This is a genomic window from Candidatus Skiveiella danica (genome assembly GCF_022705245.1).
Taxonomy (GTDB): Bacteria; Pseudomonadota; Gammaproteobacteria; order Burkholderiales; family Burkholderiaceae_C; genus Skiveiella; species Skiveiella danica.
Genome location: NZ_JAKJEW010000009.1, coordinates 80,911 through 107,267 on the forward strand (window position 1 = coordinate 80,911; position 26,357 = coordinate 107,267).

Annotated in this window: 26 protein-coding genes; 25 read left to right on the plus strand and 1 reads right to left on the minus strand. The window is 65.2% G+C overall.

The features are described 5' to 3' along the window. The 11 genes from ACMUOY_RS07255 to ACMUOY_RS07305 all read left to right on the plus strand — a co-directional run. The coding region (locus tag ACMUOY_RS07255) for a hypothetical protein (protein ID WP_413892030.1) at window positions 1-264 on the plus strand (264 nt) is incomplete at its 5' end. A 12-nt stretch (window positions 265-276) separates the two neighbouring features. Further along, window positions 277-2,085: a translation elongation factor 4 gene (lepA, locus tag ACMUOY_RS07260; RefSeq protein ID WP_413892031.1), complete on the plus strand. Its 1,809-nt coding sequence runs from the start codon at window positions 277-279 to the stop codon at window positions 2,083-2,085. Continuing rightward, window positions 2,085-3,050: a signal peptidase I gene (lepB, locus tag ACMUOY_RS07265; RefSeq protein WP_413892032.1), complete on the plus strand. Its 966-nt coding sequence runs from the start codon at window positions 2,085-2,087 to the stop codon at window positions 3,048-3,050. The genes lepA and lepB overlap by 1 nt, the downstream gene beginning before the upstream one ends. Window positions 3,051-3,074: 24 nt before the next feature. Beyond that, a complete protein-coding gene (locus tag ACMUOY_RS07270) occupies window positions 3,075-3,434 on the plus strand; it encodes a DUF4845 domain-containing protein (protein WP_413892033.1) in 360 nt (119 codons plus the stop codon). Between the two features lie 2 nt (window positions 3,435-3,436). Further along, on the plus strand, window positions 3,437-4,123 hold the full coding sequence (gene rnc / locus ACMUOY_RS07275) for a ribonuclease III (protein ID WP_413892072.1): 687 nt from the start codon (window positions 3,437-3,439) through the stop codon (window positions 4,121-4,123). A gap of 35 nt (window positions 4,124-4,158) precedes the next feature. Further along, window positions 4,159-5,115: a GTPase Era gene (gene era, locus ACMUOY_RS07280; RefSeq protein WP_413892073.1), complete on the plus strand. Its 957-nt coding sequence runs from the start codon at window positions 4,159-4,161 to the stop codon at window positions 5,113-5,115. Window positions 5,116-5,233: 118 nt separating this feature from the next. Then, complete coding sequence (gene recO, locus ACMUOY_RS07285) at window positions 5,234-6,013, plus strand: DNA repair protein RecO (RefSeq protein ID WP_413892034.1); 780 nt, start codon at window positions 5,234-5,236, stop codon at window positions 6,011-6,013. A gap of 35 nt (window positions 6,014-6,048) precedes the next feature. Further along, window positions 6,049-6,801, plus strand: a complete 753-nt coding sequence (locus tag ACMUOY_RS07290; protein ID WP_413892035.1) for a pyridoxine 5'-phosphate synthase — start codon at window positions 6,049-6,051, stop codon at window positions 6,799-6,801. 10 nt (window positions 6,802-6,811) lie between these two features. Next, window positions 6,812-7,204 (plus strand): holo-ACP synthase, encoded by a 393-nt coding sequence (gene acpS / locus ACMUOY_RS07295; RefSeq protein WP_413892036.1) that lies wholly within the window; start codon window positions 6,812-6,814, stop codon window positions 7,202-7,204. A gap of 84 nt (window positions 7,205-7,288) precedes the next feature. Beyond that, window positions 7,289-8,371, plus strand: a complete 1,083-nt coding sequence (gene nagZ, locus ACMUOY_RS07300; protein WP_413892037.1) for a beta-hexosaminidase — start codon at window positions 7,289-7,291, stop codon at window positions 8,369-8,371. A 65-nt stretch (window positions 8,372-8,436) separates the two neighbouring features. Then, window positions 8,437-8,775, plus strand: a complete 339-nt coding sequence (locus tag ACMUOY_RS07305; protein ID WP_413892038.1) for a hypothetical protein — start codon at window positions 8,437-8,439, stop codon at window positions 8,773-8,775. A 91-nt stretch (window positions 8,776-8,866) separates the two neighbouring features. On the opposite strand, the gene lysS is transcribed toward ACMUOY_RS07305, so the two are convergent. Next, on the minus strand, window positions 8,867-10,432 hold the full coding sequence (gene lysS / locus ACMUOY_RS07310) for a lysine--tRNA ligase (protein ID WP_413892039.1): 1,566 nt from the start codon (window positions 10,430-10,432) through the stop codon (window positions 8,867-8,869). 130 nt (window positions 10,433-10,562) lie between these two features. On the opposite strand from lysS, the gene ACMUOY_RS07315 reads away from it, so the two are divergent. The 14 genes from ACMUOY_RS07315 (at window position 10,563) to ACMUOY_RS07380 (ending at window position 26,311) form a co-directional block, all read left to right on the plus strand. After that, window positions 10,563-12,149 carry a lipid II flippase MurJ gene (locus ACMUOY_RS07315; RefSeq protein WP_413892040.1) on the plus strand — a complete coding sequence of 529 codons (1,587 nt, stop codon included), beginning with the start codon at window positions 10,563-10,565 and terminating at the stop codon, window positions 12,147-12,149. A 12-nt stretch (window positions 12,150-12,161) separates the two neighbouring features. Continuing rightward, window positions 12,162-12,995 carry an aldolase/citrate lyase family protein gene (locus ACMUOY_RS07320; protein ID WP_413892041.1) on the plus strand — a complete coding sequence of 278 codons (834 nt, stop codon included), beginning with the start codon at window positions 12,162-12,164 and terminating at the stop codon, window positions 12,993-12,995. After that, window positions 12,992-13,546, plus strand: coding sequence for a sugar transferase (locus tag ACMUOY_RS07325; protein WP_413892042.1), 555 nt, complete (start codon window positions 12,992-12,994; stop codon window positions 13,544-13,546). The genes ACMUOY_RS07320 and ACMUOY_RS07325 overlap by 4 nt, the downstream gene beginning before the upstream one ends. Window positions 13,547-13,635: 89 nt before the next feature. Beyond that, a complete protein-coding gene (gene asnB, locus ACMUOY_RS07330; protein ID WP_413892043.1) occupies window positions 13,636-15,447 on the plus strand; it encodes an asparagine synthase (glutamine-hydrolyzing) in 1,812 nt (603 codons plus the stop codon). After that, window positions 15,444-16,643, plus strand: coding sequence for a UDP-glycosyltransferase (locus ACMUOY_RS07335; protein WP_413892044.1), 1,200 nt, complete (start codon window positions 15,444-15,446; stop codon window positions 16,641-16,643). Before asnB ends, ACMUOY_RS07335 begins: the two co-directional genes overlap by 4 nt. 71 nt (window positions 16,644-16,714) lie before the next feature. Beyond that, on the plus strand, window positions 16,715-18,031 hold the full coding sequence (locus tag ACMUOY_RS07340; protein WP_413892045.1) for an N-acetyl sugar amidotransferase: 1,317 nt from the start codon (window positions 16,715-16,717) through the stop codon (window positions 18,029-18,031). A 9-nt stretch (window positions 18,032-18,040) separates the two neighbouring features. Beyond that, a complete protein-coding gene (gene hisF, locus ACMUOY_RS07345; protein WP_413892046.1) occupies window positions 18,041-18,796 on the plus strand; it encodes an imidazole glycerol phosphate synthase subunit HisF in 756 nt (251 codons plus the stop codon). Then, a complete protein-coding gene (gene hisH, locus ACMUOY_RS07350) occupies window positions 18,793-19,443 on the plus strand; it encodes an imidazole glycerol phosphate synthase subunit HisH (RefSeq protein ID WP_413892047.1) in 651 nt (216 codons plus the stop codon). The genes hisF and hisH overlap by 4 nt, the downstream gene beginning before the upstream one ends. 8 nt (window positions 19,444-19,451) lie before the next feature. Then, the gene (locus ACMUOY_RS07355) at window positions 19,452-20,159 is read left to right on the plus strand and encodes a cytidylyltransferase domain-containing protein (protein WP_413892048.1); all 708 of its coding nucleotides are present in this window, start codon (window positions 19,452-19,454) and stop codon (window positions 20,157-20,159) included. Beyond that, the gene (gene neuB / locus ACMUOY_RS07360; RefSeq protein ID WP_413892049.1) at window positions 20,156-21,193 is read left to right on the plus strand and encodes an N-acetylneuraminate synthase; all 1,038 of its coding nucleotides are present in this window, start codon (window positions 20,156-20,158) and stop codon (window positions 21,191-21,193) included. Before ACMUOY_RS07355 ends, neuB begins: the two co-directional genes overlap by 4 nt. Further along, on the plus strand, window positions 21,193-22,338 hold the full coding sequence (neuC, locus tag ACMUOY_RS07365) for a UDP-N-acetylglucosamine 2-epimerase (protein WP_413892050.1): 1,146 nt from the start codon (window positions 21,193-21,195) through the stop codon (window positions 22,336-22,338). Before neuB ends, neuC begins: the two co-directional genes overlap by 1 nt. Continuing rightward, a complete protein-coding gene (locus tag ACMUOY_RS07370; protein ID WP_413892051.1) occupies window positions 22,304-23,014 on the plus strand; it encodes an acetyltransferase in 711 nt (236 codons plus the stop codon). The genes neuC and ACMUOY_RS07370 overlap by 35 nt, the downstream gene beginning before the upstream one ends. Then, entirely contained in the window at window positions 23,011-24,516 is a 1,506-nt protein-coding gene (locus ACMUOY_RS07375; protein ID WP_413892052.1) for a DegT/DnrJ/EryC1/StrS family aminotransferase, read from the plus strand. The genes ACMUOY_RS07370 and ACMUOY_RS07375 overlap by 4 nt, the downstream gene beginning before the upstream one ends. Further along, a complete protein-coding gene (locus ACMUOY_RS07380) occupies window positions 24,503-26,311 on the plus strand; it encodes a polysaccharide biosynthesis protein (RefSeq protein ID WP_413892053.1) in 1,809 nt (602 codons plus the stop codon). Before ACMUOY_RS07375 ends, ACMUOY_RS07380 begins: the two co-directional genes overlap by 14 nt. The last annotated feature ends 46 nt before the right edge of the window (window positions 26,312-26,357 follow it).

A 26,357-nucleotide genomic window follows, 5' to 3' on the forward strand; every position in this document is an offset into this window, starting at 1 on the left:
GTTCAGGCTTCCGCGCTTCGATTGCCGATCACCCACAAGTTGTTCATTTCGCGCATTCCAAAACTTGTTGATAAGTTGTTGATAAGTTGTGTGTTGCGGGTGCGCAACGACGTCCAATCAGCGGTTTACGGGCTGTACGTTCGGGGCTTTTTGCCTACAATGAAGCTCCAACATATCGCAGTTGCCAATGATTGTTGGTTCAGGGCGCGTCAGTACTCGACGCGCCCTTTTTTCTTGGCCGGTTGTTCTAATTCAATTACTTGAAACTCGTCGTTGATGAATCACATCAGAAATTTTTCAATCATTGCGCACATCGATCACGGCAAGTCGACGCTGGCAGACCGCCTGATTCAGCGTTGCGGCGGGTTGAGTGAACGCGAGATGAGTGAGCAGGTTCTCGACTCGATGGATATCGAGAAGGAGCGTGGGATAACCATCAAGGCACAGACCGCCGCGCTGAAGTACCAGGCTCGCGACGGCAAGGTCTACAACCTCAACCTGATCGACACGCCGGGGCATGTGGACTTCTCCTATGAGGTGAGCCGTTCCTTGTCCGCGTGCGAGGGTGCGTTGCTCGTGGTCGATGCCAGCCAGGGTGTCGAGGCACAGACCGTGGCCAACTGCTACACCGCGCTGGACCTCGGCGTAGAGGTGGTGCCGGTGCTGAACAAGATGGACCTGCCCAATGCCGATCCCGACAACGCCAAGGCCGAGATCGAGGACGTCATCGGGATCGATGCCAACGATGCGATCCCGTGTTCGGCCAAGACCGGATTGGGCATCGACGATATCCTCGAAGCGGTGGTCGCGCGCGTCCCTCAGCCCAGAGGCAAGCCCGAGGCGCCGTTGCGGGCGATGATCATCGACAGCTGGTTCGATAGCTACGTCGGTGTGGTGATGCTGGTGCGTGTGGTGGACGGTCGCCTCGCACGCGGTGAGCGCATCAAACTGATGGCCACCGGTGCGGTCTACAACGCAGACAACCTGGGTGTGTTCACGCCGGGCAACCAACCACGCGACGCGCTCGAGGCGGGCGAAGTGGGCTACATCATTGCCGGCATCCGCGAACTGCAGGCTGCCAAGGTGGGCGACACCGTCACACTGGAGAAGAAGCTGCCCAACAACCTCGGCCCGGCCAGCGAGCCACTGCCGGGTTTCAAGGAGATCCAGCCTCAGGTCTTTGCCGGTCTGTATCCGACCGAAGCCAGCGAATACGACTCCTTGCGCGACGCCCTGGAGAAACTCAAGCTCAATGATGCGTCGCTTCATTACGAGCCCGAGGTCAGCCAGGCACTCGGATTTGGCTTCCGCTGCGGCTTCCTCGGTTTGTTGCACATGGAGATCGTTCAGGAGCGGCTGGAACGGGAGTTCGATCAGGACCTGATCACCACCGCACCCAGCGTGGTCTATGAAGTGGTCCAGGCGGACGGCGAAGTTCGGATGGTCGAGAACCCGTCAAAGATGCCGGACCAGGGGCGTCTGGACGAGATTCGTGAACCCATCGTGACCGTGCATCTCTACATGCCGCAGGAATATGTCGGTCCGGTCATGACGCTGGCAAACCAGAAGCGCGGCGTGCAGATGAACATGGCCTACCACGGGAGGCAGGTGATGCTGACCTACGAGATGCCGCTGGCCGAGATCGTGCTGGACTTCTTTGACAAGCTGAAGTCCGTGTCGCGAGGCTATGCCTCGATGGACTATGAGTTCAAGGAATACCGCGCGGCCGATGTGGTGAAGGTCGACATCCTGCTCAACGGCGAAAAGGTGGATGCGCTGTCCATCATCGTGCACCGCTCGCAGTCGCAATTCCGCGGGCGCGCCGTGGTGGCCAAGATGCGCGAGGTGATCAGCCGCCAGATGTACGACGTGGCGATCCAGGCCGCCATCGGCGCCAACATCATTGCGCGCGAAACCATCAAGGCCCTGCGCAAGAACGTGCTGGCAAAATGTTACGGGGGTGACATCACCCGCAAACGCAAACTCCTCGAGAAGCAGAAAGCAGGCAAGAAGCGCATGAAACAGATTGGCTCGGTCGAAGTTCCCCAGGAAGCGTTCCTGGCCATTCTGCGGGTGGAAGATTGATGCAATATCTCACCGCGCTGATCCTTGCCGCCTTTGCCGGCTATGCCGGGGCCTGGTATTTCGGCATGCTGGAAGGCAATTTCGCGCTCCTGCTGTTCCTGGCCACGGTGGTCACCGGCCTGTATTGGCTGGCCGAGCGCTTCTATTTCCTGCCGCAACGACTCAAGGCGGCGCAGGCGCTGGAGGAGCAGGCCGTGCAACGCCGCGCGGACCTCAACAAGATGGGCATTGCGCAGGTTGATGGCGATATTGCCGAAGCCAAGCACCGCCTGATCATGCAGCCTTGGTGGCTGGACTGGACGGCCGGATTGTTTCCGGTCATCCTGGTGGTGTTCCTGCTGCGTTCGTTCCTGTTCGAGCCGTTCAAGATTCCGTCCGGCTCCATGATTCCGACGTTGCTGGTGGGTGACCTGATCCTGGTCAACAAGTTCACCTATGGCGTTCGGCTTCCCGTGATCAACCAGAAGATCACCGACGGCAACCCGCCCCAGCGGGGCGACGTGATGGTGTTCCGCTATCCGCCCAAGCCCAGCCTGGACTACATCAAACGCGTCGTTGGCGTGCCGGGCGACGAGGTGGCCTACCTCAACAAGCGGCTCACGATCAATGGCAAGCCGGTACCCACGACCGCGTTGCCGGAGTACTTCGATGAAGACGCCATGCGCTATTTTCCGCAGTTCGAAGAAGCCTTGTCCGACAAGCCGCACCGCTTGCTGAATGATCCTGCCCGTCCGGCGATGATTGCAGGCGCCGACGACTTCCCTTTTAGGCAGAACTGCCGTTACAGTGTCGAAGGGGTGGTGTGCAAGGTCCCCCAGGGGCACTATTTCATGATGGGCGACAACCGCGACAATTCGCTGGATTCGCGGTACTGGGGTTTCGTGCCGGACCGCAACATCGTTGGCAAGGCGTTCTTTGTCTGGATGAACTTCGGCAACCTGAAGCGCATTGGCTCGTTCAATTGACTCGCTTGACGGGGAGAGGGTGATATGGCGCAGGCATTTCGTACACGTTCAGGGCAGCGGGGCATTTCCTTCTTGGGGCTGCTTTTTGTGGGCACCATCGTCGCTTGCGTGATGGTGGTGGGTGCCCAGATTTTTCCCACCGTGGTCGAGTACCAAGCGGTGGTAAAAGCGGTGAACAAGGCCAGTGCCGGCTCTACCGTGCCTGAGGTGCGCCTGATCTTCGAGAAGGCGGCTGCGATCGATGACATCACGTCCATCAAGCCGAAAGAACTGGAGGTCACCAAGGAGAATGACAAGGTCGTCGTTTCCTTCGCTTACGACAAGGAAATCCACCTGGTGGGACCGGGTTATCTGGTGCTGAAGTACCGCGGACGTTCGCGGTGAGCCTGCCTCCGGTCTTGCTGGCACTGCAGGAGCGGTTGCAGCACGAGTTTGCCGACCCGCAGTTGCTCGTCCAGGCGCTCACCCATCGCAGTTTCTCGGCCGATCACAACGAGCGCCTGGAGTTCCTGGGCGATTCGGTGCTCAACTTGGCCGTTGCCCACCTGCTCTACGAAGGCCTGAGCACTCTGCCTGAAGGCGATCTGTCACGGGTGCGAGCCAATCTCGTCAAGCAGGACACGCTTCATGGCCTGGCGCTGAGTCTCGGGCTGGCCGAGGCACTGCGCCTGGGCGAGGGCGAAATGCGCTCGGGCGGGCAACGGCGCCCGTCCATCCTGGCCGACGCGCTGGAAGCCGTGCTCGGCGCGGTCTACCTCGATGCCGGCTATGGTGTGGCGCAGGCCCTGGTGCGACGGCTGTTCGACGGTGTGGAGATCAAGGCCACCATGCAGGCGGCTGCGAAGGATCCGAAGACCGGCTTGCAGGAGTGGCTGCAGGCGCGCAAGATGCGGCTGCCCGCGTACCGGGTGGTGGAGACGCAGGGGGCCGCCCACCAGCAGACCTTCGATGTGGAATGCGAGATTGCCGAGCTGGGGTTGTCCGAGCGCGGCATCGGGGGTTCCCGGCGGGCGGGCGAGCAGGCTGCTGCTGCCGCCGTGCTGGAGATCCTGAAGACCCGGAACCCAAGATGAACGCTACAAAAAAGCAAGCAACCGATGACTTTTTGATGCTGGGAAACGCCGAAAATGGTCCGAAAAATGGCGATGGGGGCGAAAGCGCGTCTCCCGAGGGCAGACGCTGCGGCCTGATTGCCATTGTCGGCAAGCCCAACGTCGGCAAGTCGACGCTGATGAATGCCCTGGTCGGACAGAAGATCAGCATCACCTCGCGCAAGGCGCAGACTACGAGGCATCGGATCACGGGCATTGCCACCCGGGGCGCCACACAGTTCGTGTTTGTTGACACACCGGGCTTTCAGACGCTGCACAACACCGCGCTGAACAAGTCGCTGAACAAGACGGTTCAGGGCGCGGTGGGTGATGTGGATCTGGTGCTGTTCGTGGTGGAGGCGGGCAGCTTCACGCCGGCCGATGCACGCGTGCTGGCCTTGCTCAAGTCCGGCGTGCCGGCGCTGCTGATTGCCAACAAGCTCGACACGGTGCATCGCCGTTCCGAGATCGCGCCGTGGTTGCAGTCCATGCAGCAACGCCACCCGTTTGCAGAGTTTGTGCCCATGTCGGCCAAGAACGCCAAAGACATCGAGCGCCTGTTCGGAATCTGCGAAAAATACCTGCCCGAGCAGCCGTGGGCCTATGGCGAGGACGAGCTCACCGACCGCAGCGAGCGCTTCCTGGCCAGCGAGATCGTTCGCGAGAAGCTGTTTCGCTTCACTGGCGACGAACTGCCCTATACCTCCACGGTCGTGATCGACAAGTTCGAGGACGAGTTTGGCCGCAACAAGAGCCGGCTCGCACGCATTGCCGCCACCATCGTCGTGGAGCGAGACGGCCATAAGGCGATGGTGATCGGCGAGAAAGGCGAGCGGCTTAAGCGCATCGGCACCGAAGCGCGCCAGGAACTGGAGCGCCTGATGGATTGCAAGGTGTTTCTCGAATTGTGGGTGAAGGTCCGGTCGGGCTGGGCCGATGACGAGGCCCGCGTCCGGTCGTTTGGCTATGAGTAAAGTTGCCCCCACGCTTGTCACTTCGTGTACTGCGCTGCCCCCCGAGGGGGCTGGCCTTGGTTGGGGCGGCCCGGTGCGGCTACTGGCTGCCCGCATGTTTGTCATGTCTCGCTGAGCCGTGGCCGCCAAGCGCGTCACCGAAGAGCCGGCCTACGTCCTGCACCGCTACGACTGGAGCGAGTCCAGCCTGATTCTGGAGGTCTTCACCCGCCACCATGGGCGCATTGCCCTGGTGGCCAAGGGAGCGAAGCGGCCGAGCTCCAGCTTTCGCCCGGTGCTGCTGCCGCTGCAGCCGCTGCACCTGAGCTTTGGCGGCGATGGCGAGATCCGCACGCTCAAGGGTGCGGAGTGGGTGGGCGGGCATGTCATGCCCACGGGTGACGCCCTGCTGTCAGGCTACTACCTCAACGAACTTCTCTTGCGCTTGCTGGCGCGAGATGACCCCCACCCTGGTCTGTTCGACGCCTATGCGTCGGTGGTGCAGGTGCTGGCCGGGCACGGCAGCCCCACTGGCATTGGTCCTGCGTTGCAGGGCGAAGTCCTGCATGTGGCTCTGCGCGCGTTCGAACTATTGCTGTTGCGGGAGATCGGATTGCTGCCACTGCTCAATGCCCAGACACTCACGCTGGAGCCCCTGGCGCCCGAAGGCCGCTACTGCCTGGTGCCCGAGGGGGGGCTGCGCGCATTCCATGACGACGACCGCGCCAGCCTGCGCGGCGCCGAATGGGAAAGCCTGCAGGCCGCGCTCGGCGAGGGCGCCGCTTTCCTGTCCGTACTGCGCGCCAGCGGGCCGCTCATGTCGGAGTTGCGCCCGCAATTGCGCGCGCTGCTGAACTACCATTGCGGGGTCACTACGCTGCGCACGCGCCAGATGATGATGGATCTCCAGAATCTGTAAATGTGCGGCGCTGCAACCCCGCCCGCTTGCCCACCATGAAAACAGCCCTGTCGGTCAACCTGAACAAAGTCGCCCTGGTGCGCAACACGCGCCACCTGGGCATTCCCAGCCTCACCCGCGCGGCCACCCAATGCCTGCAGGCCGGTGCGCACGGCATCACCGTGCACCCGCGCCCGGACGAGCGCCACATCCGCGCGCAGGACGTGTTCGACCTTGCCGAGTTGCTGAAAGGCTGGCCCGACCGCGAATACAACATCGAAGGCAATCCCTTTCACAACCTGATGGACTTCGTGCGCCAGGTCCGCCCGCACCAGGCCACCTTTGTGCCCGACAGCGAGGGCCAGTTCACCAGCGACCATGGCTGGAGTTTCCCGGCCGATGCCGACCGCCTGCGACCGTTGATTGCCGAGTGCCGCGCGCTGGGGGTGCGGGTCAGCCTGTTCATGGACCCGCTGCCTGCGCAAATGGCGTTGGCCCGGACGGTGGGCGCCGACCGGGTGGAGCTCTACACCGAGCCCTATGCCGCCGCCTGGGGCCAGCCGGGGCAGGATGAGCAGTTGCGCCGGTACGCGGCGGCGGCGCGTGCCGCGCGGGATGCCGGCCTGGGCGTCAATGCCGGGCACGACCTGAGCCGTGACAACCTCACCGATTTCCTGCGCGCCGTGCCGGACGTGGCCGAGGTGTCGATCGGTCACGCGCTGATCGGCGACGCGCTGGAGCTGGGCTACACCGAGACTGTCAAGGGCTACCTCGCCTGCACCGATGCCGCGCGGGTGCGCGCCCCTTGAACGCTCACACATGATCTACGGCATCGGCACCGACATCTGCGACGTGCGCCGCATCCGCGCCAGTCTGGATCGCCATGGCGAGCGCTTTGCCCACAAGATCCTGAGTGATGCGGAGTTGGTCCAGTGGCGCGCCCGCAGCGCGCGCTGGCCCGAACGGGGCGTGCGCTTCCTGGCCACGCGGTTTTCTGCGAAAGAGGCCTTCAGCAAGGCGATCGGTCTGGGCATGCGCATGCCCATGAGCTGGCGCCTGTGCGAAGTCGGGAAGCTGCCCAGTGGAAAGCCAACCCTTGTGCTGCATGGGGGCCTGAAGGACTGGTTTGAGGCGAGGAGCCTCACCGCGCACGTCAGCGTGACCGACGAGACCGACTACGCCGCCAGTTTCTGCGTCGTGGAGACGAATTGAAGAAATATCTGCACCATCCCAGCGTCGATGGGTCACTGTTTGCTATCAATTGATGACTATTCGTACCTATATTCCGGAGCCTTTATGACGCACGCTGCCCCCGTCATCCTCGATATTGCCGGCACCCGGCTGACTGCTGCGGACCGCCAGCGCCTCGGGCACCCGCTCACCGGCGGGATCATCCTGTTTGCTCGCAACTGGGAGAGCCGCGCCCAACTCGACGCCCTGTGCGCCGAGATCAAACGCGTGCGGGGCGACCTGCTGATCTGCGTGGATCACGAAGGCGGGCGCGTGCAACGCTTTCGCACCGACGGTTTCACCCACCTGCCGCCGATGCGCGCTCTGGGCGAGCTCTGGATGCATGACGGTAAGGGCGGGCCCGGAAGCGGCGCGATGCGCGCCACCAACGCCGCCAGTGCCGCCGGCTACGTGCTAGCGGCCGAATTGCGCGCCTGTGGTGTGGACCTCAGCTTTACACCGGTCCTGGACTTGGACCATGGCGACAGTGCGGTCATTGGAGACCGCGCCTTCGCCCGCGACTCGCGCGTGGTCAGCCTGCTGGCCAAGAGCCTGATGCATGGCCTGCTGCGCGCCGGCATGTCCAACTGCGGCAAGCACTTTCCCGGTCATGGCTTTGTCCGGGCCGACTCGCACACCGACATCCCGGTGGACCGGCGCAGCCTCAAGGCCATCCTGGCCGATGACGCCGCGCCTTACGGGTGGCTCAACACCACGCTGGACAGCGTCATGCCGGCCCATGTGATCTATCCGAAGGTGGACGCACGGCCGGCCGGGTTTTCCAGTCGCTGGCTGAACGACATCCTGCGCCACCAGCTCGGCTTCGGAGGCGCGATCTTCAGCGACGACCTCTCGATGGCGGGCGCTCGTCAGATCGACGGCCGCGAGGTCACATACACCGAAGCGGCGGTGGCGGCTCTGGAAGCTGGGTGTGATCTGGTGCTGCTGTGCAACCAGAGCCTGGACGGCGGCGTCGCGGTCGATGCCTTGCTCGATGGCTTGGCCGAAGCCCAGCTCAAGGCGCGCTGGCAGCCCCGCGAGGCCAGCGAGATGCGGCGTCTGGCTCTGCTGCCGCACTCGCCGGCGCTGCCGTGGGATGACCTGATGTGCTCGCCCGAATACATCCATGCGCTGGAGCTGCTGCCTTGAAAGGCGCTGTACCAGCCCCATCTCCCGTTTTGCCGAACTCTTGGAGCCTTGCCGGCTCCGGCCTCATGTCCCTGATTTCTGATATGGCCAACCAGCTTGTCTCGTGGGTGCTGCGCCTGGTGTTCGGGCTTTTTGCCCTTGCGTTTGCCCTGAGCCTGCTGGCGGCCGGCCTGATCGCCGTGTTCTTCATGTTGCTGCGCTCGCTGCTGACCGGGCGCAAGCCGGCCCCGGTGATGGTCTGGCAACGCTACCGAGACGCTTCACGGGCGAGTTCAGAACGCTGGACGAACCGTACGAAACCCCCAGGTACACCAGGCCCATCGGGCGCGCCGACTGCACGGGGTGCGAGGCCGGCATCGGCCGATGTCGAGGATGTAACGCCGCGCGACATCCCGCCGCACTGAGGGTCGTTGGCCGCAAATGGTGACGCCTTGTTGGCGACACTGAATCTGTAAATGGACCCTCCGCCAGGCCCAGTGCGATGGGTGCCGCCGGTCAGGCTTCGCGTTTGCGCTCGGCGGCAGGTGCTTCGTTGCGCAGCGCCGGGAAGAGGATCACGTCGCGGATGCTGGCGCTGTCCGTCAGCAGCATCATCAGGCGGTCGATGCCGATGCCGCAGCCGCCGGCGGGCGGCATGCCGTATTCCAGCGCCCGCACGAAATCGTGGTCATAGAACATGGCTTCGTCGTCGCCGCTGTCCTTGGCGGCCACCTGGGCCATGAAGCGTGCGGCCTGGTCTTCGGCGTCGTTCAACTCGCTGAAGCCGTTGCCGAATTCGCGGCCGGTGATGTAGAGCTCGAAGCGCTCGGTGACCTCCGGGCGGGCGTCGTTGGCGCGCGCCAGCGGTGAAATCTCGGTCGGGTGTTCCATGATGAACGTGGGCTGCCAGAGCTTGTCTTCCACCGTTTCTTCAAAGTACAGCACCTGCAGGCTGGCCAGGCTGCGCGTGGACAGCTTGTCCTTGGCCTCGGTCATGCCGAGCTTCTTCAGCGCACTCATCAGCCAGGTGGCGTCGTCCACATGGGCGCCGGCTTCCGTGTGCTGGAAAATCGCCTCGCGGATGGTCATGCGCACGAAGGGTTGGGAAAGATCCACCTCGCGGCCCTGGTAGGTCAATAGCAGCGTGCCGACCGCCTTCACGGCCGCATCGCGGATCAGGGCCTCGGTGAAGTCCATCAGGTCCAGGTAGTTCCAGTAGGCCGCGTAGAACTCCATCATGGTGAACTCGGGGTTGTGGCGCACCGAGATGCCTTCGTTGCGGTAGCTGCGGTTGATCTCGAACACCCGCTCGAAACCGCCCACCAGCAGGCGCTTGAGGTACAGCTCCGGCGCGATGCGCAGGAACATCTCCTGATCGAGCGCGTTATGGTGCGTCTTGAACGGCTTGGCGTTGGCGCCACCCGGGATCGGGTGCAGCATCGGCGTCTCGACCTCCAGGAAATCGTTCGTCACCATGAACTCCCGGATGCCGCTGACAGCCCGGCTGCGCGCGGCAAAGCGTTTGCGGGCTGCCTCATCGGTCATCAGGTCCACATAGCGCTGACGGTATTTGACCTCCTGGTCGGCGATGCCATGGAACTTGTCGGGCATGGGGCGCAGGCTCTTGGTCAGCAGGCGCAAGCTGGTGACGTGCAGCGAGAGCTCTCCAGTGCGGGTACGGAACAGGTGGCCCTCGGCGCCGACGATGTCGCCAAGGTCCCAGTGCTTGAAGGCGGCGTAGCGTTCCTCGCCGATGTCGTCGCGCGTCACGTAGATCTGGAAACGGCCCGAGCTGTCCTGCAGCGTGGCGAAGCTGGCCTTGCCCATTACGCGTTTGAGCATCATGCGACCGGCGATCTTGGCGGAGATCGGCGCCGTGCCCTCGGCGGCCAGTTCTTCCGCAGTTTTTTCGCCGTGCGCGGCCAGCAGGGCGGTGGCGTGGTCCTCGGGCTTGAAGTTGTTGGGGAAGGCCACGCCCTTGCCCTGGGCTTGGGCTTCGCGCAGCGCCTTGAGCTTTTCGCGGCGCTCGGCGATGAGCTGGTTTTCGTCCTGGGGGGCTGGCGTGTTTTGAGGGTCAGACATGGGGAACCGTGGGTTGAGGCCCGGCACCGAGGTGCCGCGCGGGAGGCATTTCTTGCCTAAACCCTATATTTTAGTTTTTTGCACACGACTGCCCGCGGCAGGCCATGGGCGTCAATCGATAATTCAGGCCATGTTTCTCAAAGCTGGCGCGCTGTCCCTTGCCCTGCTGCTGGCCAGCCGGCTGCTGGGCCTGGCGCGCGAGTCGGCGCAGGCGGCAGCCTTTGGCACCTCGGGCCTGGGGGATGTGGCTGTGCTGATGCTCGCGCTGCCTGACTGGCTGGCAGGATTGCTTGCCAGCGGCGCCTTGGCTTACGTGCTGTTGCCGCACTGGGCAAAGCAGGCACCGGCGGCGCAGGCCGCGACGCAGCGCGCCGTGGCTTTGGCCCTGCTGGCGCTGGGCGGCATGCTGGGGCTGGCGATCTGGATCGGCCGGGGGCCACTTGTCGTTCTGTTGGCGGCGGGACTGGCGCCGGATTTGCGCGGCCTGGCCGGCCAGTCGCTGGGCTGGAGCGCGCTGGCGCTTCCAGCCGCGCTGCTGGCCGCGCTGTGGGCCACGCGCCTGCAGCATGAGCGCGACTTCGTCGGAATGTACGGCGCCAATCTGGTGGTCAATGGGGTGCTGGTGGCTGCTCTTTTATTGATAGCTTTCAATGACCCTTCGACGCAGGGATTGGTCCAATTGGGCGGGTATTTCCTGCTGGCGATGGGGTTGCGGCTCGGCTGGCTTTTTTGGCGGCAGCGCGCCCGGCCGGGGCTTGCGGCAGCGGTCATCAGACGCGACGAAACCATGCCCGAGATCCGGAACGAGGCCCCCGGCATGCAAAGGCCGGGTTTGCCCCTGGTAGCTGACCCAAGGCAGCGCTCGGTGCCCACCCCGGCGCATCTGCCGGCGACCTCGGTGTGGCTGTGGGCCGCGCTGTCCGCCGGCCTGCCGCTGGCGCTGCCGTTCGCGGCGCGTTCCATGGCGTCAAGCGGCGGGGAGGGCGCGCTGGCCACCTTCAACTATGCCTGGAAACTGGTCGAGCTGCCCCTGATACTGGCGATTCAGCTGGTGGCAACGCTGGCGTTTCCAGCCATCACCCAGGCATTCGCCAGGGACGCTGGTGCGGCAGGACAGCCCGGCGCCGACGCCACGCAAGCGGTCCGAAATGCCTTTGCACTTGCCTGGACGCTGGCCTGCGCAACAGCAGCAGGGCTGCTGCTGGGCGCGCCGGCGCTCACCCAGCTGCTGTTCGGCTGGGGTCGCATGGGGCCGGATGCGCTCGCGCGCGTGGCGGCCTGGGGCGCCGCGGGCGCCTGGGGGCTGCTGCCGCAGGCGCTGATCGCCGTGGCGCTGACCGTGCTGGCCACGCAGGGGCGCATGCGCTGGGCGGCGGGGGCTTATGCCCTGGCCTTGGGCGCGTTGCTGGCTGCGGCGGGCTGGGCCGGCGGCGATGGGCTGCGGCTGATGGGGGCGCTCAACGCGGTGCTGGCCGGGGTGGCCTTGGGCATCCTGGTCGCCCTGGGTCCGGTGGTGCGGCGCTGGCTGCCGGCACGGCTGATGGTCGTGACGGGCGCTGCGCTGGGGATGCTGGCGCTGGCGCAGGCGGCCGGCGCCTTGCCGGCGTCTGCGGGGCAAGGCATGCCTGCCCTGGCCCTGGCCCTGGCGGCAGCGCTGGCCATGGTGGGGCTCGGGGCGATGGCCGGACCCGATCTGCGGCAGGCGCTGCGGCGATAATCCGGCGCTGCCATGATCGAACTGTTCCAGATCACCAACGACCCCGATTTTGCGCGCCGCTGCGACGCTCTGGATGGCGTGCGTGTCTTCGTCGATCTGGAGCGCCTGGGCAAGGCCGAACGCCAGGCTGGGCGCAACACCTTCATCAGCGTGCACCAGATGGACGACGTGGCGCGTGTGAAGGCCGTTCTGAAGCGCGCCCGGCTGATGGTGCGCGTGAACCCGATGAACCCGGACAGTGCGGCCGAGGTGCAGGCCGTGCTGGCACGCGGTGCCGACCTGCTGATGCTGCCGATGTTCACCGGCGGCGAGGAGTTGCGGGCGTTTTCCGCGCTGGTGGCCGGCCGGGCGCCCCTCGTTGCGCTGCTGGAAACGGCGAGCGCGCTCGCCACGCTGGACGACTGGATCGGCACGCCGGGCCTGCACGAGGTGTTCGTGGGCTTGAACGACCTGCATCTTTCCCTCGGACTGCATTTCATGTTCGAGCCGCTCGCGCTGGGCATCGTCGAGCGCGTCGCCCGGGCCGCCCAGGGCCACGGCCTTCGCTTCGGTTTTGGCGGCATCGCGCGCCTCGATGAAGGCCTGCTGCCTGGGCGCGACGTGCTGGCCGAGCACCTGCGGCTCGGCTCGCAGGCGGTGATCCTGTCGCGCACGTTTCACCGGCCCGACGAGCCCGGCAGCGCGGCGCATCCGTTCGAGGCCGAGGTGGCAGCACTGCGGCGGGCGGAAGCCGAACTGTCGCGCCGCACGGCAACGCAGGTCGAGCAGGACCGGGTGCGTATCGCCGCGGTGATTGAAGGCATTGGCGCTGCCATGGCGCGGCGCGCTGCGGAGGCCGCCGCTTGAAGCGCACCCTGGACCTCGCCCTGTCCCTGGTGGCCCTGCTGATCCTGAGCCCCGTGCTGTTCGGCGCAGCGCTGGCGATAGCGCTTGAAAGCGGCTTTCCGGTCCTGTTTCGTCAGACCCGGCTCGGCCTGCACGGGCGCGAGTTCGGCATGTTGAAGTTCCGCAGCATGGTGAAGAACGCGGCGTCCATCGGCCCGTATTTCACGTCCACCAGCGACCCTCGCGTCACCCGGGTGGGCCGCTTTATCCGCCGCACCAGCATCGACGAGCTTCCGCAGATCCTGAACGTGCTGCGCGGCGACATGAGCCTGGTCGGCCCGCGCCCCGACGTGCCGGCGCAGCGGGCGCTCTACAGCGACGCCGACTGGGCGCAGCGCTGCAGCGTGCGGCCCGGCATCACCGGGCTGGCCCAGGCGCTGCTGCGTTCCGAGGGGACCGAGGCGCAGCGTCTGGCACTGGACCTGCGCTACACGCGCGAGATGTCGGTAGGGTTCGACCTGAAGATCATGGCGTGGACGCTGGGGCGCCTCACGGGCAAAGGGAGCAACTGATGAGCGTCCACGCCCGTCCTTTCTTGGTTTCGCTGCCCTCCGGGGGGGTGCGGGCCCTCCTTGGCGCGGCCCGGCGGGAGGCCTGAGCCATGTGCGGCATCTTCGGCTACTGGGATCGCTCGCGCCAGCCGCTGCAGGACGGCGTCCTGCGCGCGATGGCGCAGAGCCTCGTGCACCGCGGCCCGGACGATGAGGGCATCTGGCACCCGGCCGCGCGCGGTGTGGCCATCGGCAACCGGCGCTTGTCCATCATCGACATCGGCGGCGGCCACCAGCCCTTTGTCAGCGACGACGGGCAGATCGCCGTGGTGCAGAACGGCGAGATCTTCAACCATGTGGAATTGGCCGCCGAGCTGCGCGCGCAGGGTGTCCTGCTCCGGAGCGCGTCGGACACCGAGGTCATCCTGCGCCTCTACGAGCGCGAAGGCATCGCCTGCCTGAAGCGCCTGAACGGCATGTTCGCGATCGCCATCGACGATGCGCGCGAGGACGCGCTGTACCTGGCGCGTGACCGCATCGGCGTGAAGCCGCTCTACGTCATGGACGACGGCCAGCGCATGTTGTTTGCTTCGGAAATCAAGGCTTTCTGGCAGGTTCCCAGCGCCCCCTGGTCTTCATCTGCTATCGATCTGGAAGCGATTCACCACTACCTCACGTTCAACTACATCCCCGCGCCGTGGACGGCCTACCAGGGCGTCAAGCATGTGATGCCCGGCATGTGGATGAAATTCACGCGCGGCGGGCCGGTGCAGACCTGGCGTTGGTGGAGCCTGGCCGACCAGCGCGAGCAAGACTATGGTTTCGACGACTGGGCGGCGGAATTCATGGCCCTGCTGGACGACGCCACGCGCATTCGCCTGCGCGCCGACGTGCCCTTCGGCGCCTTCTTGTCGGGTGGCGTCGATTCGAGCACCATCGTCGGCCTGATGGCGCGCCACGTGGACCGGCCGGTCAAGACCTTCTGCATCGGCTTCGCAGACCCGCGCTATGACGAGTCGGCGTTCGCCTTGCAGGCGGCACAGCGCGTCGGCTGCGAGCACACCTGCGAGATCGCCAAGCTCAACATGCTGGCGCAGTGGCCGCGCGTGCTGCACCACCTCGACCAGCCGCATGGCGATGCGTCTTTCATGCCCACGCTGCGTGTCAGCGAACTGGCGGCGAAACATGTGAAGGTCGTGCTGACCGGCGACGGTGGCGACGAGCTGTTTGCGGGGTACGACAAATACGCTGCTTTTTTCGCGCAACCCGATTCGGCTTCCCTGTCGGCAGACGCGTTCCAGCGCCGCTACTTCGATTCGATCTCGCTGTTTTCGCCGGCGTCCAAGCTGGCGCTGTACCGGCCCGAAGTCCGCCGGCAACTCGAAGGCATCGACAGTTTCACCGCCGCCGCCAAGCCCTGGTTCGACGAGGCGCAGCACTTCGATCGCGTGAACCAGGCGCTGTACCTGGACATGCAGCTGCTGCTGTCCGGCAACAACCTGGTCAAGCCCGACCGGATGGGCATGGCGGTGAGCATCGAGGCGCGCACGCCGTTCCTCGACTGGCGCATGATGGAGTTCGCCTTCCGCTCCCGGGGCACGACCAAGCTCTCGGCGCAGGGCGACAAGAAGCACTGGTTCAAGCGCGCCGCCGCACCATTGATCGGCGAGGACCTGGCGTACCGCACAAAGCAGATGTTCACCGTGCCCGTGGGCGACTGGTTCCGCCATGGGAGCTACACTTGGCTGCGCGACACCTTGCAGGGCAGCGATTTGATCGCAAAACTGTTCGAGCCTGCCGTCGTGGCGGCGATGCTGGAGCGGCATCGCACCGGCGACGCCAACTTCACGCGCGAACTGCGGGCCCTGGCGGCGCTGGCGCTGTGGGCGGCCGACGGCGCTGCCGGGCCGGCCTACCCATGAAAAAGGTGCTGTTTGTGGCCTACGGTAGCGGCCACATCAAGATGGTCGTACCCCTGGCACAGGCGCTGGCGGCCAATGGCATGGCCAAGCCCGTGGTGCTGGCGCTGACGACGGCGGCACCCGTGGCCCGCGCGGCCGGCCTGGAAGTGCTCCAGTTCAGGGACTTCGTCACCGAAGCCGATGGCGCGGCACTGGCGCTGGGGCTGCAAATGATGCAGGGGCTGGGCGGGCCAGCGGCCGATCCGCAGGAGACCGTCGCTTACCTTGGCCTGTCCATGGCCGATCTGATCGCTGATGTGGGGCCTGAAGAAGCCGGGCTGGCCTACCGGCAATTCGGACGCCAGGCGTTCTTGCCAGTCCGGACCTTGCATCGCATCCTGCGCCAGGTGGCGCCCGATCTGGTGGTCTGCACGAATTCGCCCCGGGCAGAACGGGCGGCCGTGCTGGCAGCCCGGCAACTCGGCATTCCGTCCATTTGCGTGGTGGACCTGTTCGCCATCGATGAAGTCAAATGGATTGGCGCACCCGATTATGCGGACCAGGTCTGTGTCCTGAACGAATCCGTGCGGCAGTTCCTGATAGCGGCAGGGCGTTCGCAGGACCAGGTGGTCGTGACAGGAAATCCGGGTTTCGATGCGCTCAATGCCCCGGCAGCGCTGGCGCAGGGGCGGCAGATCCGCGAGCAACGTGGCTGGCTGGACCGCCACGTCATCCTGTGGCCCACCCAGGTTGAACCGGCGTTTCACCCTTTTGACGGCCGCCCGGGCGACCCGACCCTGCCACAGCGCGCGCTGGCCGCGGTGATGCAGTGGGTGCTGTCCCGCACGGACTGCGTGCTGTGCATCCGCCCCCGAGCGGGTGAGGATTTGCCGGTGTTTCCCGCAGATCCCCGCATTGTGCTCACCGGCCAGGACTGGCCGCTGGCGTCCCTGCTGCACGCCACCGATCTGGTCGTCACGCTCACTTCAACCGTCGGGCTCGAAGGTCATCTGGCCGGGTGCCGACTGATTCAGGTGCTGGGCTCGGTCTTCGATCAGGCCATGCCGCTGGCGCGCTATGGCATCGCCGACGCTGCCGTACCGGTGGCTGAGATTTCCCAGGCGCTGGAACGCTGGATCGGCGCCCCCCGTCTGGCCGTGCAGGGGCAGGTACCCGCGACCCGGCAGGTGCTTGCCGTCATGGGCAGATTCCTATAATCCACAAGGCTTGCTTTCAGGATCGCTGGAAGTCAGCGGTTTCTTCTGCAACAGCCCTCACTCAAAGCCGAATGTCACTCATCCCCAACCCCGTTTCCGTTGATTTTTCGGCATTTGACGCCAGCGATGACGACGCGCGGGTCATGTACGGTTTGCCGCGTTATTTGCATTTCTGCAAAAAGTGTGTGATCTCCAACCAGCGGCCCAACTCGGCCGTGGAGTACCAGCACACCAAGGCCAGCAAGAAGGCCACGATTGCGTTTGACGAAGAAGGGGTCTGCGATGCCTGCCGTTTTGCCGAGCAGAAGCACGGCACGATCAACTGGAAGGACCGGGAAGACCAGCTGGCTGTCCTGTGCGACAAGTTTCGCAGCCAGTCGGGTTACGATTGCCTGCTGCCCGGTTCTGGCGGCAAGGACAGTTTTTATGCCTCGCACATCCTCAAGACGCGCTTTGGCATGCACCCGTTGACCGTGACCTGGGCGCCCCATGTCTACACGGAATGGGGCTGGAAGAACTTCCAGTCCTGGCTGCACGCGGGGTTTGACAACTACCTCATGACGCCCAACGGCCGGGTGCACCGTCTGCTGACCCGCCTGGCCGTGGACAACCTGTTCCACCCCTTCCAGGCGTTCATGTTCGGCCAGAAATCACTGGCGCCCAAGATGGCCTTGCTGCACGACATTCCGTTCGTGGTGTACGGCGAGAACGAAGCTGAATACGGCAACCCGATCGGCGACACCACGAGCGCGCAGCGTGACTGGTCGTACTTCACGTCGGCCAACAAGGCGGAAATCTATCTGGGCGGCACGTCGGTGCAAAGCCTGTATGACGATTTCGGACTGGAAGAGCAGGATCTGCTGCCCTATTTGCCGGCAGACCCTGCGCAGATGCAGCGCAAGCAGGTCGAGGTGCATTACCTGGGCTACTACCTCAAGTGGCATCCGCAGAGCTGTTATTACTACGCGGTGGAGCATGGCGGTTTCGAGGCGTCGCCTGAACGCACCCCTGGCACGTACAGCAAATACAACAGCATCGATGATCGTATTGACGATTTCCATTACTACACCACCTTCACCAAGTTCGGCATCGGCCGCGCCACGTACGACGCCGCGCAGGAAATCCGCTCGGGCGACATCAACCGCGACGAGGGCGTTGCGCTGGTGCGGCGCTATGACGGCGAGTTCCCCGAGCGTTTTGCAGACGAAATCTTCCGCTATCTGAGCATTCCGGAGAAGGAGTTCGGGCGCGCCAGCAAGATGTTCGAGGCGCCGGTCATGGACCGCGACTATTTCATGCGGCTGGCCGACACCTTCCGCTCGCCGCACCTCTGGAAGCGCGAGAACGGCCAGTGGAAACTGCGCCACACCGTGTTTGACGGCGTCTGAAGCGCACTTATGGCGGGTTTGCGCATCATCCCCCGGCTCGACATCAAGGGTCCCAATCTGATCAAGGGCATCCGGCTGGAAGGACTGCGCGTGGTTGGCGACCCGCATGCGTTTGCCTTGCGTTATTACGCGCAGGGGGCTGACGAAATGGTGTTCATGGACATCGTGGCCAGCCTTTACCAGCGCAACAGCCTGTCGGACATCATCCGGCGAGCGGCGAACCAGATCTACATTCCGATCACCGTGGGCGGAGGCATTCGCTCGCTGGACGACGTGGACAACATGCTGCGCTCCGGGGCTGACAAGGTGGCCATCAACACGGCAGCCATCGCGCGGCCGGCGTTGATTACCGAGGTGGCGCGCCGTTTCGGTTCGCAATGCATGGTGCTGTCGGTGGAGGCCAAGCGCACCGGGCCGGGGCGCTGGGAGGCCTACACCGACAATGGCCGGGAGCACACCGGCCTGGACGTGATCGACTGGATTGCCCAGGCCGTGGGACTTGGCGCCGGAGAGATTCTGTTGACGGCGGTGGACCAGGAGGGCACACGCAAGGGGCTCGACATCGAGTTGCTGCGCGCAGTCAACGCGCGCGTCAACGTGCCGGTCATCACCAGCGGCGGCTTTGGCGAACCGGCGGACCTGAGGCGCGCCAGCGACGCTGGCGCATCTGGCGTGGCAATCGCCGATGCCCTGCACTGGGGTCGCATGACAGTGCCTGAAATCAAGCAGCAGGCGCGAGCGCTGGGCGTGGAAGTGCGATTGTGAGCGGTCGCCACGTCACTGTGATCGACTATGGCATCGGCAACCTGCTCAATGTGGTGCGGGCGCTGGAGCACTGCGGGGCCAGCGTGCAGGTAGCCGATCAGGCCGCGCTAATGACCACTTTGCCGGACCGACTGGTGCTGCCCGGCGTGGGCGCGTTCGCGGACGCCATGGCCGAACTGCGTTTGCGCGGCTTTGATGAGTTGGTCAAGCGCTATGTCGATACCGGGCGTCCTTTTCTGGGCATCTGCGTGGGGGCGCAATTGCTCTTTGAAGTGGGTGAGGAGCATGGCGATCACATCGGGCTGGGGCTGATTCCCGGCCGGGTACAGCCTGTGCCCGCAGTCGACCCGGACGGGAGGCCACTGCGTGTGCCGCACATCGGCTGGAGCGGTCTGGCGCGTCCGCCCGCGCGTGCGTCGTGGGACGGCACGATCCTGGCGTCGGTACAACCCGGCGAGGCCGTGTACTTCGTGCATTCCTACGCGCCGGTGCCCACGCATGAAGCGCACCGGCTTGCGGATACGGATTACCACGGCGTGCGTATCTGCGCGGCCGTGGCGCGCGACCAGATTTACGGGTGCCAATTTCATCCCGAACGCAGCGCCGAAGCGGGTCTGGGCATTCTCGGCCAGTTCCTTTCATTGTGAGGGCGCGCATGCGGTTACCCAGGACCATCGCCACCATCTGCGCCCGCGGCGGCAGCAAGGGACTGCCTGGCAAGAATATTCGTGACTTCGCCGGCAAGCCGCTGATTGTCCATTCGATCGAGCAGGCGCTCGCGTGTCCGGAGATCGATGCGGTGTACGTGTCGACCGATGACGAAGCCATTGCCGCCGTCGCGCGAGCGGCCGGCGCCACGGTTCCTTATTTGCGACCCGCCGAACTTGCTGGCGACTGCGCGCCGAAACTCCCGGTGATTGAGCACCTGGTTCGTTTTCTGGAGCGACAAGGGCAAGCAGTAGTCCGGGTCGTGGACCTGCAACCGACCTCCCCATTGCGTGATGCCGCGGACATTTCTGCAGCGCTGCGGGCGCATCCCGAGGCAGATCTCGTTGTCAGTGTCAAGGACGCGGCGGACAACCCCTATTTCAACCTGGTGGAGCGGGGCGACGGGGGCTGGGTGCACCTGAGCAAGGGGCAGGGCAGCACCCGCCGCCAGGAGGCGCCGGCAGTTTACGCCTTGAACGGCTCCATCTATGTCTGGCAGCGTGCGGCGCTGGCTCATGCGGCGATCCACGGCCTCTGGAGCGTTCACATCGCCCCGTTCGTCATGCCGCGCTGGAAATCCGTCGATATCGACGATCTGGAGGACTTTGAGCACGCGCTCTGGCTCTACCGGCGTCACGCAGAAAGCACTCCATGATTGCAACCGTCCCGCCAGTGTTCGTCATCGCCGAAGCCGGCGTCAACCACAATGGGGATCTGGCACTGGCCCTGCGCCTGTGTGACGCCGCGCGGCAGGCCGGTGCCGATGCCGTCAAGTTCCAGACGTTTCGCGCCGAGGATCTCGTCGTGCCTGGCGCACCGACGGCGCAATACCAGGCCCGCGAGACCGGCGAAGTCGACCAGTTCGTCATGCTGCAGCGGCTGGAGCTGTCTTTGCAACAGCATCAGCTGATCAAGGCGCATTGCGACAGCATCGGCATTGAGTTCTTCTCGACCCCGTTCTCCGTCGATGCGGTGGATTTGCTGGTCGGACTGGGCGTGAAGCGGCTCAAGTTGTCTTCAGGCGAACTGACCCATCGCGCCCTGGTGGAGCACGCCGCCGCCACGAAGCTGCCGCTGCTCATGTCCACGGGCATGGCCACGATGGAGGAAATCATCGAAGCGGTCGGCTGGGTGCGGGCGGCCCGCGGTCATCTGGACGCGGTGGTCGTGCTGCATTGCACCTCGGCCTATCCGGCGCCTGACGAAGCCCTGAATCTCAGCGCCATGCGCCAGATGGCCGAGAAGCTGGGCGTGGCCATCGGGTATTCGGACCACAGTCTCGGCATCGAAGCGCCGCTGGCGGCAGTGGCGCTGGGCGCCACGGTGATCGAGAAGCACCTGACGCTGGACTGCGCCATGCCCGGCCCGGACCATAGTGCCTCGCTGGAGCCCGATGACTTTGCCCGCATGGTGCACGGCATTCGCCGGGTCAGCGCCATGCTGGGCGATGGCGTCAAGGCGCCGCGCGCCGACGAACTGGACACGGCCCGGGTGGCGCGACGCAGCGTCGTGACGACCCAGGCCATTGCGGCAGGCACGGTGCTGACCGCCGGGATGCTGGCCTGCCGGCGCCCGGCGACCGGCATTGCCCCGCGCGAACTGCCGGGGCTGGTGGGGCGGCGCGTGCGCCAGGCGATGGGTCCGGGCGCCGTTCTGCAGTGGGATCACATCGAGACGGCCCCCCGCTGATGCCGAGCCCGTCCGCCCATCGGCGCAAGCTGGTCTACCTGAGCGGCACGCGCGCCGACTTCGGCTTGATGAAATCCACGCTGCAGCGCCTGGCGCTGGAGTTCGATCTGGGCGTGGCCGTGACGGGCATGCACCTGGACGCACGTTACGGCCATACCGTGGACGAGATTCGCGGCGCGGGCTTTGAGGTGTGCGGGGAGATTGCGGTGGACGTGGGCAGCCGGACGCCACAGAGCATGGCGGCCGGTGTCGGGGAATGCCTCAAGGGCGTCACGGATCTTCTGGTGCGCGAGCGGCCCGACATGCTGTTGCTGCTCGGCGACCGTGGCGAAATGCTGGCCGGTGCGATCGCCGCACTGCATCTTGGCATCGTCTGCGTGCATGTGCATGGGGGCGAGCGCTCGGGCACCGTGGATGAGCCGGTGCGCCATGCGATCTCCAAGCTGAGCGGGTATCACCTGGTTGCCACCCGTGAATCGCGGGAACGATTGATCCGCATGGGCGAAGCGCCGCAACGCATCTTTGTCACCGGCGCGCCGGGCCTCGACGGGCTCGAGGCCGACGCCGCAATGGACGCGCAGGAATGCCGTGCGAGGCTCGGCCTGCCGAAGGAAGGAGCGTTCGCGCTGGCGGTGTTCCACCCGGTGGTGCAGCAGGCCGGCGATGCCTACGCGCAGACCGCAGCGATGCTGCAGGCGTTGTCGGACGTGAACCTGCCGGTGCTGTGGCTCGAACCCAATGCCGATGCCGGCTCGCTCGAGGTGCTGCGCGCGCTCGATGCGCTGGCGTTGCCGAGTGGCTCTCGCCGGGTGAAGCACCTGGCCCGCCCAGTGTTTTGCGCCGCGATGCGCCACTGCACTGTGATGGTGGGCAATTCGTCGGCCGGCATCATTGAGGCGGCGTCTTTTGGCACGCCAGTGGTCAATGTGGGCGACCGGCAGCGGCTGCGCGAACGCAATGCGAACGTGACCGATGTGGGTAACGGAGCCGTCACCATAGCCGCCGCACTGCAGGTGGCGATCGCGCATGGCCGGTGGGCGTGTGACAATCGATATGGGGATGGTCGGGCCGGCGAGCGCATCGCCACGCTGTTGCCGAGCCTGCCGCTCGATGCCTCCGTCCTCGAAAAAACCAATACCTACTGACAGCCCTTCCGTCGTGCCTGCGCCATTCGCCCCCCATCCCCTGCCTGCTGCGGCAGCAGCGCCTGCGTCGCTGCTGCTGTTCGGCGCGGGCGGCCATGCCCGTGTGGTGGCCGATGCGGCGCTCCTGTGCGAGGGGCGAGGGCGGATCTTCGGCTCCGACCGTGATCCCTTGCGTTGCCGTGGCGAACTGGTGCCGGGGGTGGACTTGCTGCTTGTCGGCGACGCGATGCTGAGGGATCTTTCAGCCGTTCACATCGCCATTGGCAGCAATGCAGCTCGGGAGAAGGAAGCCGGCGCATGGGGCCATGAACGCCTGGCGACCGTGATGCATCCGGCTGCGATGGTATCGCCGCTAGCCGCCATCGGCCGCGGCTGTTTTGTGGCGGCTGGCGCCATTGTGGGTCCTGGTGCGTTGCTGGAAATGGGCGTGATCGTGAATCATGGCGCCGTCGTCGATCATGACGTGCAGCTTGGCGCGTTCTGCCATGTGGCGCCGAACGCGACGCTCGGCGGTTCGGTGCGCGTCGGACAACGCGTGCTGGTCGGCGCCAGCGCGGTGGTGCTGCCGGGGATCGTGATAGCCGACGACGTGGTGGTCGGCGCAGGTGCCGTGGTGCGGGCGCCACTGCTTTCGGCGGGGACCTATGTGGGTGTTCCAGCAAGGAAAATCGGATGAACAGCAACGATTTCAGGGCCCTGTGCGTGCAGCCCGACTGTACGCTGCACGATGCCTTGCAACGCATGGATCAGACCGCACGCGGCATCCTTCTGGTGCTGTGGGAGGACGGTCGGCTTGCGCGCACGCTGACCGATGGTGACCTGCGCCGGGCGCGGCTGCAGCAGCTGGGCGATGAGCTGACGGTGGCAGCCCTGCCCGAACAAGCCGCTCTCACCGTCGGTGAGGATGTCGCCGCCCCCGCTGTTCTGGCGCTGATGGATGCCCACCAGATAGACCATGTTCCCGTGGTGGATGGCGCGGGGCGGCCGGTCGATCTGGTGCTTCGCCGCGAACTTTCGCAGCGCATCTGGCTGTCGTCGCCGCACCTGGGCGACGAGGAAGCCGCCTTTGTCGAGAACGCCTTCCAGACTAACTGGATCGCACCACTCGGCCCGCACGTGGATGGTTTCGAGCGCGAACTCGCCGCGCACGTCGGCGTCGGTCATGCCGCGGCCCTGAGCTCGGGCACGGCGGCAATCCACCTGGGCCTGCTGCTGCTCGGTGTGCAACCTGGCGACACGGTGTTCTGCTCCTCGCTGACCTTTGTCGGCAGTTGCAACCCCATACTCTACTGCGGTGCGCGGCCGGTGTTCATCGATTCGGAGCCCGAAACCTGGAACATGTCGCCAGTCGCGCTGGAGCGTGCCTTTGACTGGGCACGGCGCGAGAATCGCCTGCCGCGCTGCGTCATCGTCGTCAACCTGTACGGCCAGAGCGCTGACATGGATGCCCTGGCGCCGATTTGTGAAAATTATGGCGTGCCCATCCTCGAGGATGCGGCCGAGTCTCTCGGTGCGCGCTACAAGGGACGGTCCAGCGGTACTTTCGGCCGCCTGGCGGTGTACTCCTTCAATGGCAACAAGATCATTACCACCTCGGGCGGCGGCATGCTGGTGGCCGATGATCCCGATCTGGTGGTGCGCGCGCGCAAGCTCGCCACCCAGGCGCGTGAACCGGCGCGCCACTACGAACATGTGGAGGTGGGTTTCAACTACCGCATGAGCAACGTGCTGGCGGGCATCGGCCGCGGACAGTTGCGGGTTCTGGAGCAGCGCGTGGCGCAACGGCGCCAGGTGTTTGACCGCTATCGGGCGGCTCTGGCCGACCAGGCGCAACTGCAGTGGATGCCCGAGCCGCCGGGCTACCATTCCACGCGCTGGCTGACCTGCTTCACGCTGGACGGCCCGGAGGCGGCCCTCAAATGCGACCTGATCATGAAATTCCTGGAGCGCCACGCCATTGAAGCGCGGCCGGTCTGGAAGCCGATGCATCTGCAACCGCTGTTTGACGGCGCGCCGTATTTTGCGCACCGGGTTTCTGTGGATGTTTCGGCGCGACTGTTTGAATCCGGCATTTGTCTGCCGTCGGGCTCCAACCTGACGCCGCAGCAGCAGTATCGCGTGATCCAGTTGTTGCGGCGTGCCCTGGCGATGGCCGAGGATCGGCATGCCCTTGCGTAAGGAGTCCCTGCTGCTGTTGCTGGTGGACATGGCGCTGGTGCTGCTGGCGTGGTGGGCGGCGTTCTGGCTGCGCTTCAACCTCGACATTCCGCCGGAGTTCGAGGCACTCGCCGTGCAGACTACAGGTTGGGTGCTGCCGTGCTATGCGCTGGGCCTGCTGATCTCGCGGGTGTATCGGCATGTCTGGAGTTATATCGGCTTGCCGGAGTTGCGCCAACTCGGCGCCGGCGTACTCCTCGGCGGGCTGATCTTGGCCGCTGTCTTGCTGATGCTAAGGTTCCCCAACTTCCCCCGCTCTGTGCTGGTGCTTCATCCTCTCCTTGTGCTGGTGTTTCTGGGGGCGGCCCGCGCAGGGTGGCGCACCTTTTCAGAGCGCACCACCCCCTCTGCGGGTGAGCGACCGCTGTTGATTGTCGGCACATTGCAGGATGCGGCGGACGCCTTGCGCACACTCAAGGGGTCGGGCAACTGGCGCGCTGCGGGGATTGTTTCGCCGGTGCTGGCGGAGCAAGGGCGATCCCTGCAAGGCGTGGAGGTACTGGGCAGCGTGAACAATCTGGCAGATATTGCCGAGGAGGTGGGGGTTCATACCGCCTTGATGGCCATTGCGCCAGGGGCGCCTGGACGGCGCGATGTCTTGTTGCGATCCGCCGAGGCTGGGCTGTCGCTCATGACGCTGCCACGGGCCGATGAATGGCTGCGGCAGGAGGGGCCCAGTCCGCGCAAAGTCGAACTTGAAGACCTGTTGGGCCGCGACCCGGTGCAGCTTGACGTCAAGGGTCTTTCTGAGCTGCTTTCGGGCCAGACCGTACTTGTCACCGGCGCTGGTGGTTCCATCGGCTCGGAACTGTGCCGGCAGATCGCCCGCTTTGGTGTTTCGCGCCTGGTCTGCGTGGATGTGTCCGAATACGCGATCTACCAGCTGGAGCAGGAGCTTCGCGCGGCGCATCCGCAGATGCAGGGCATTTACTACACGGCCAACGTGCGCGAGTCGGCCCGGCTGGAGGCGATCGCCCAGGCGAACAAACCGTCGGTAGTTTTCCATGCGGCGGCCTACAAGCACGTGCCGCTGATGGAGGAACTCAACGAGATCGAGGCCCTGCGTACCAACGTGCTGGGTACCTTGCATGCGGCGCGGGTGGCGGGTCAGTGCCGGGCGAAGCGCTTCGTCATGATTTCCACCGACAAGGCGGTCAACCCGACCAACGTGATGGGCGCGACCAAGCGCATGGCCGAACTGGTGGTGCAGGGCGTGGCGGCGGAGTTCACGGCAACCGAGTACGTGTCCGTGCGCTTTGGCAATGTGCTGGGATCGAGCGGTTCGGTGGTCCCGCTGTTCACGGCCCAGATCGCGCGCGGCGGGCCGGTCACCGTGACCCACCCGGACATCGTCCGCTATTTCATGACGATCCCCGAGGCCGCGCAGCTGGTGCTCCAGGCCGGGCTGATGGGGCGGTCGGGCCAGATCTTCGTGCTGGACATGGGTGAGCCCGTGAAGATCGTGGAGCTTGCGCGCATGTTGATTCGTCTCTCGGGCAAGACCGAGCAGGACATTCCAATCGCGTTTACCGGGCTGCGGCCCGGCGAGAAGCTGTACGAGGAGCTGCTGGCCAACGATGAGACTACCGCGCCGACGCCGCACCCCAAGCTGCGCGTGGCCATCACGAGCGGCCAGCAGGTGGTCGTGGCGGCCGAGGTGCTGCAGTGGATTGAAACCGTTGGTCCGGCGCCTGACCGGGCGTTGTTGCGCGACTGGCTGCGACACCAGGTGCCCGAGTACAGCTTTCAGGCTTGATTTCTGACAGGAATGGCATCAATCCCTCGTCTTCTGGTCATTTCCA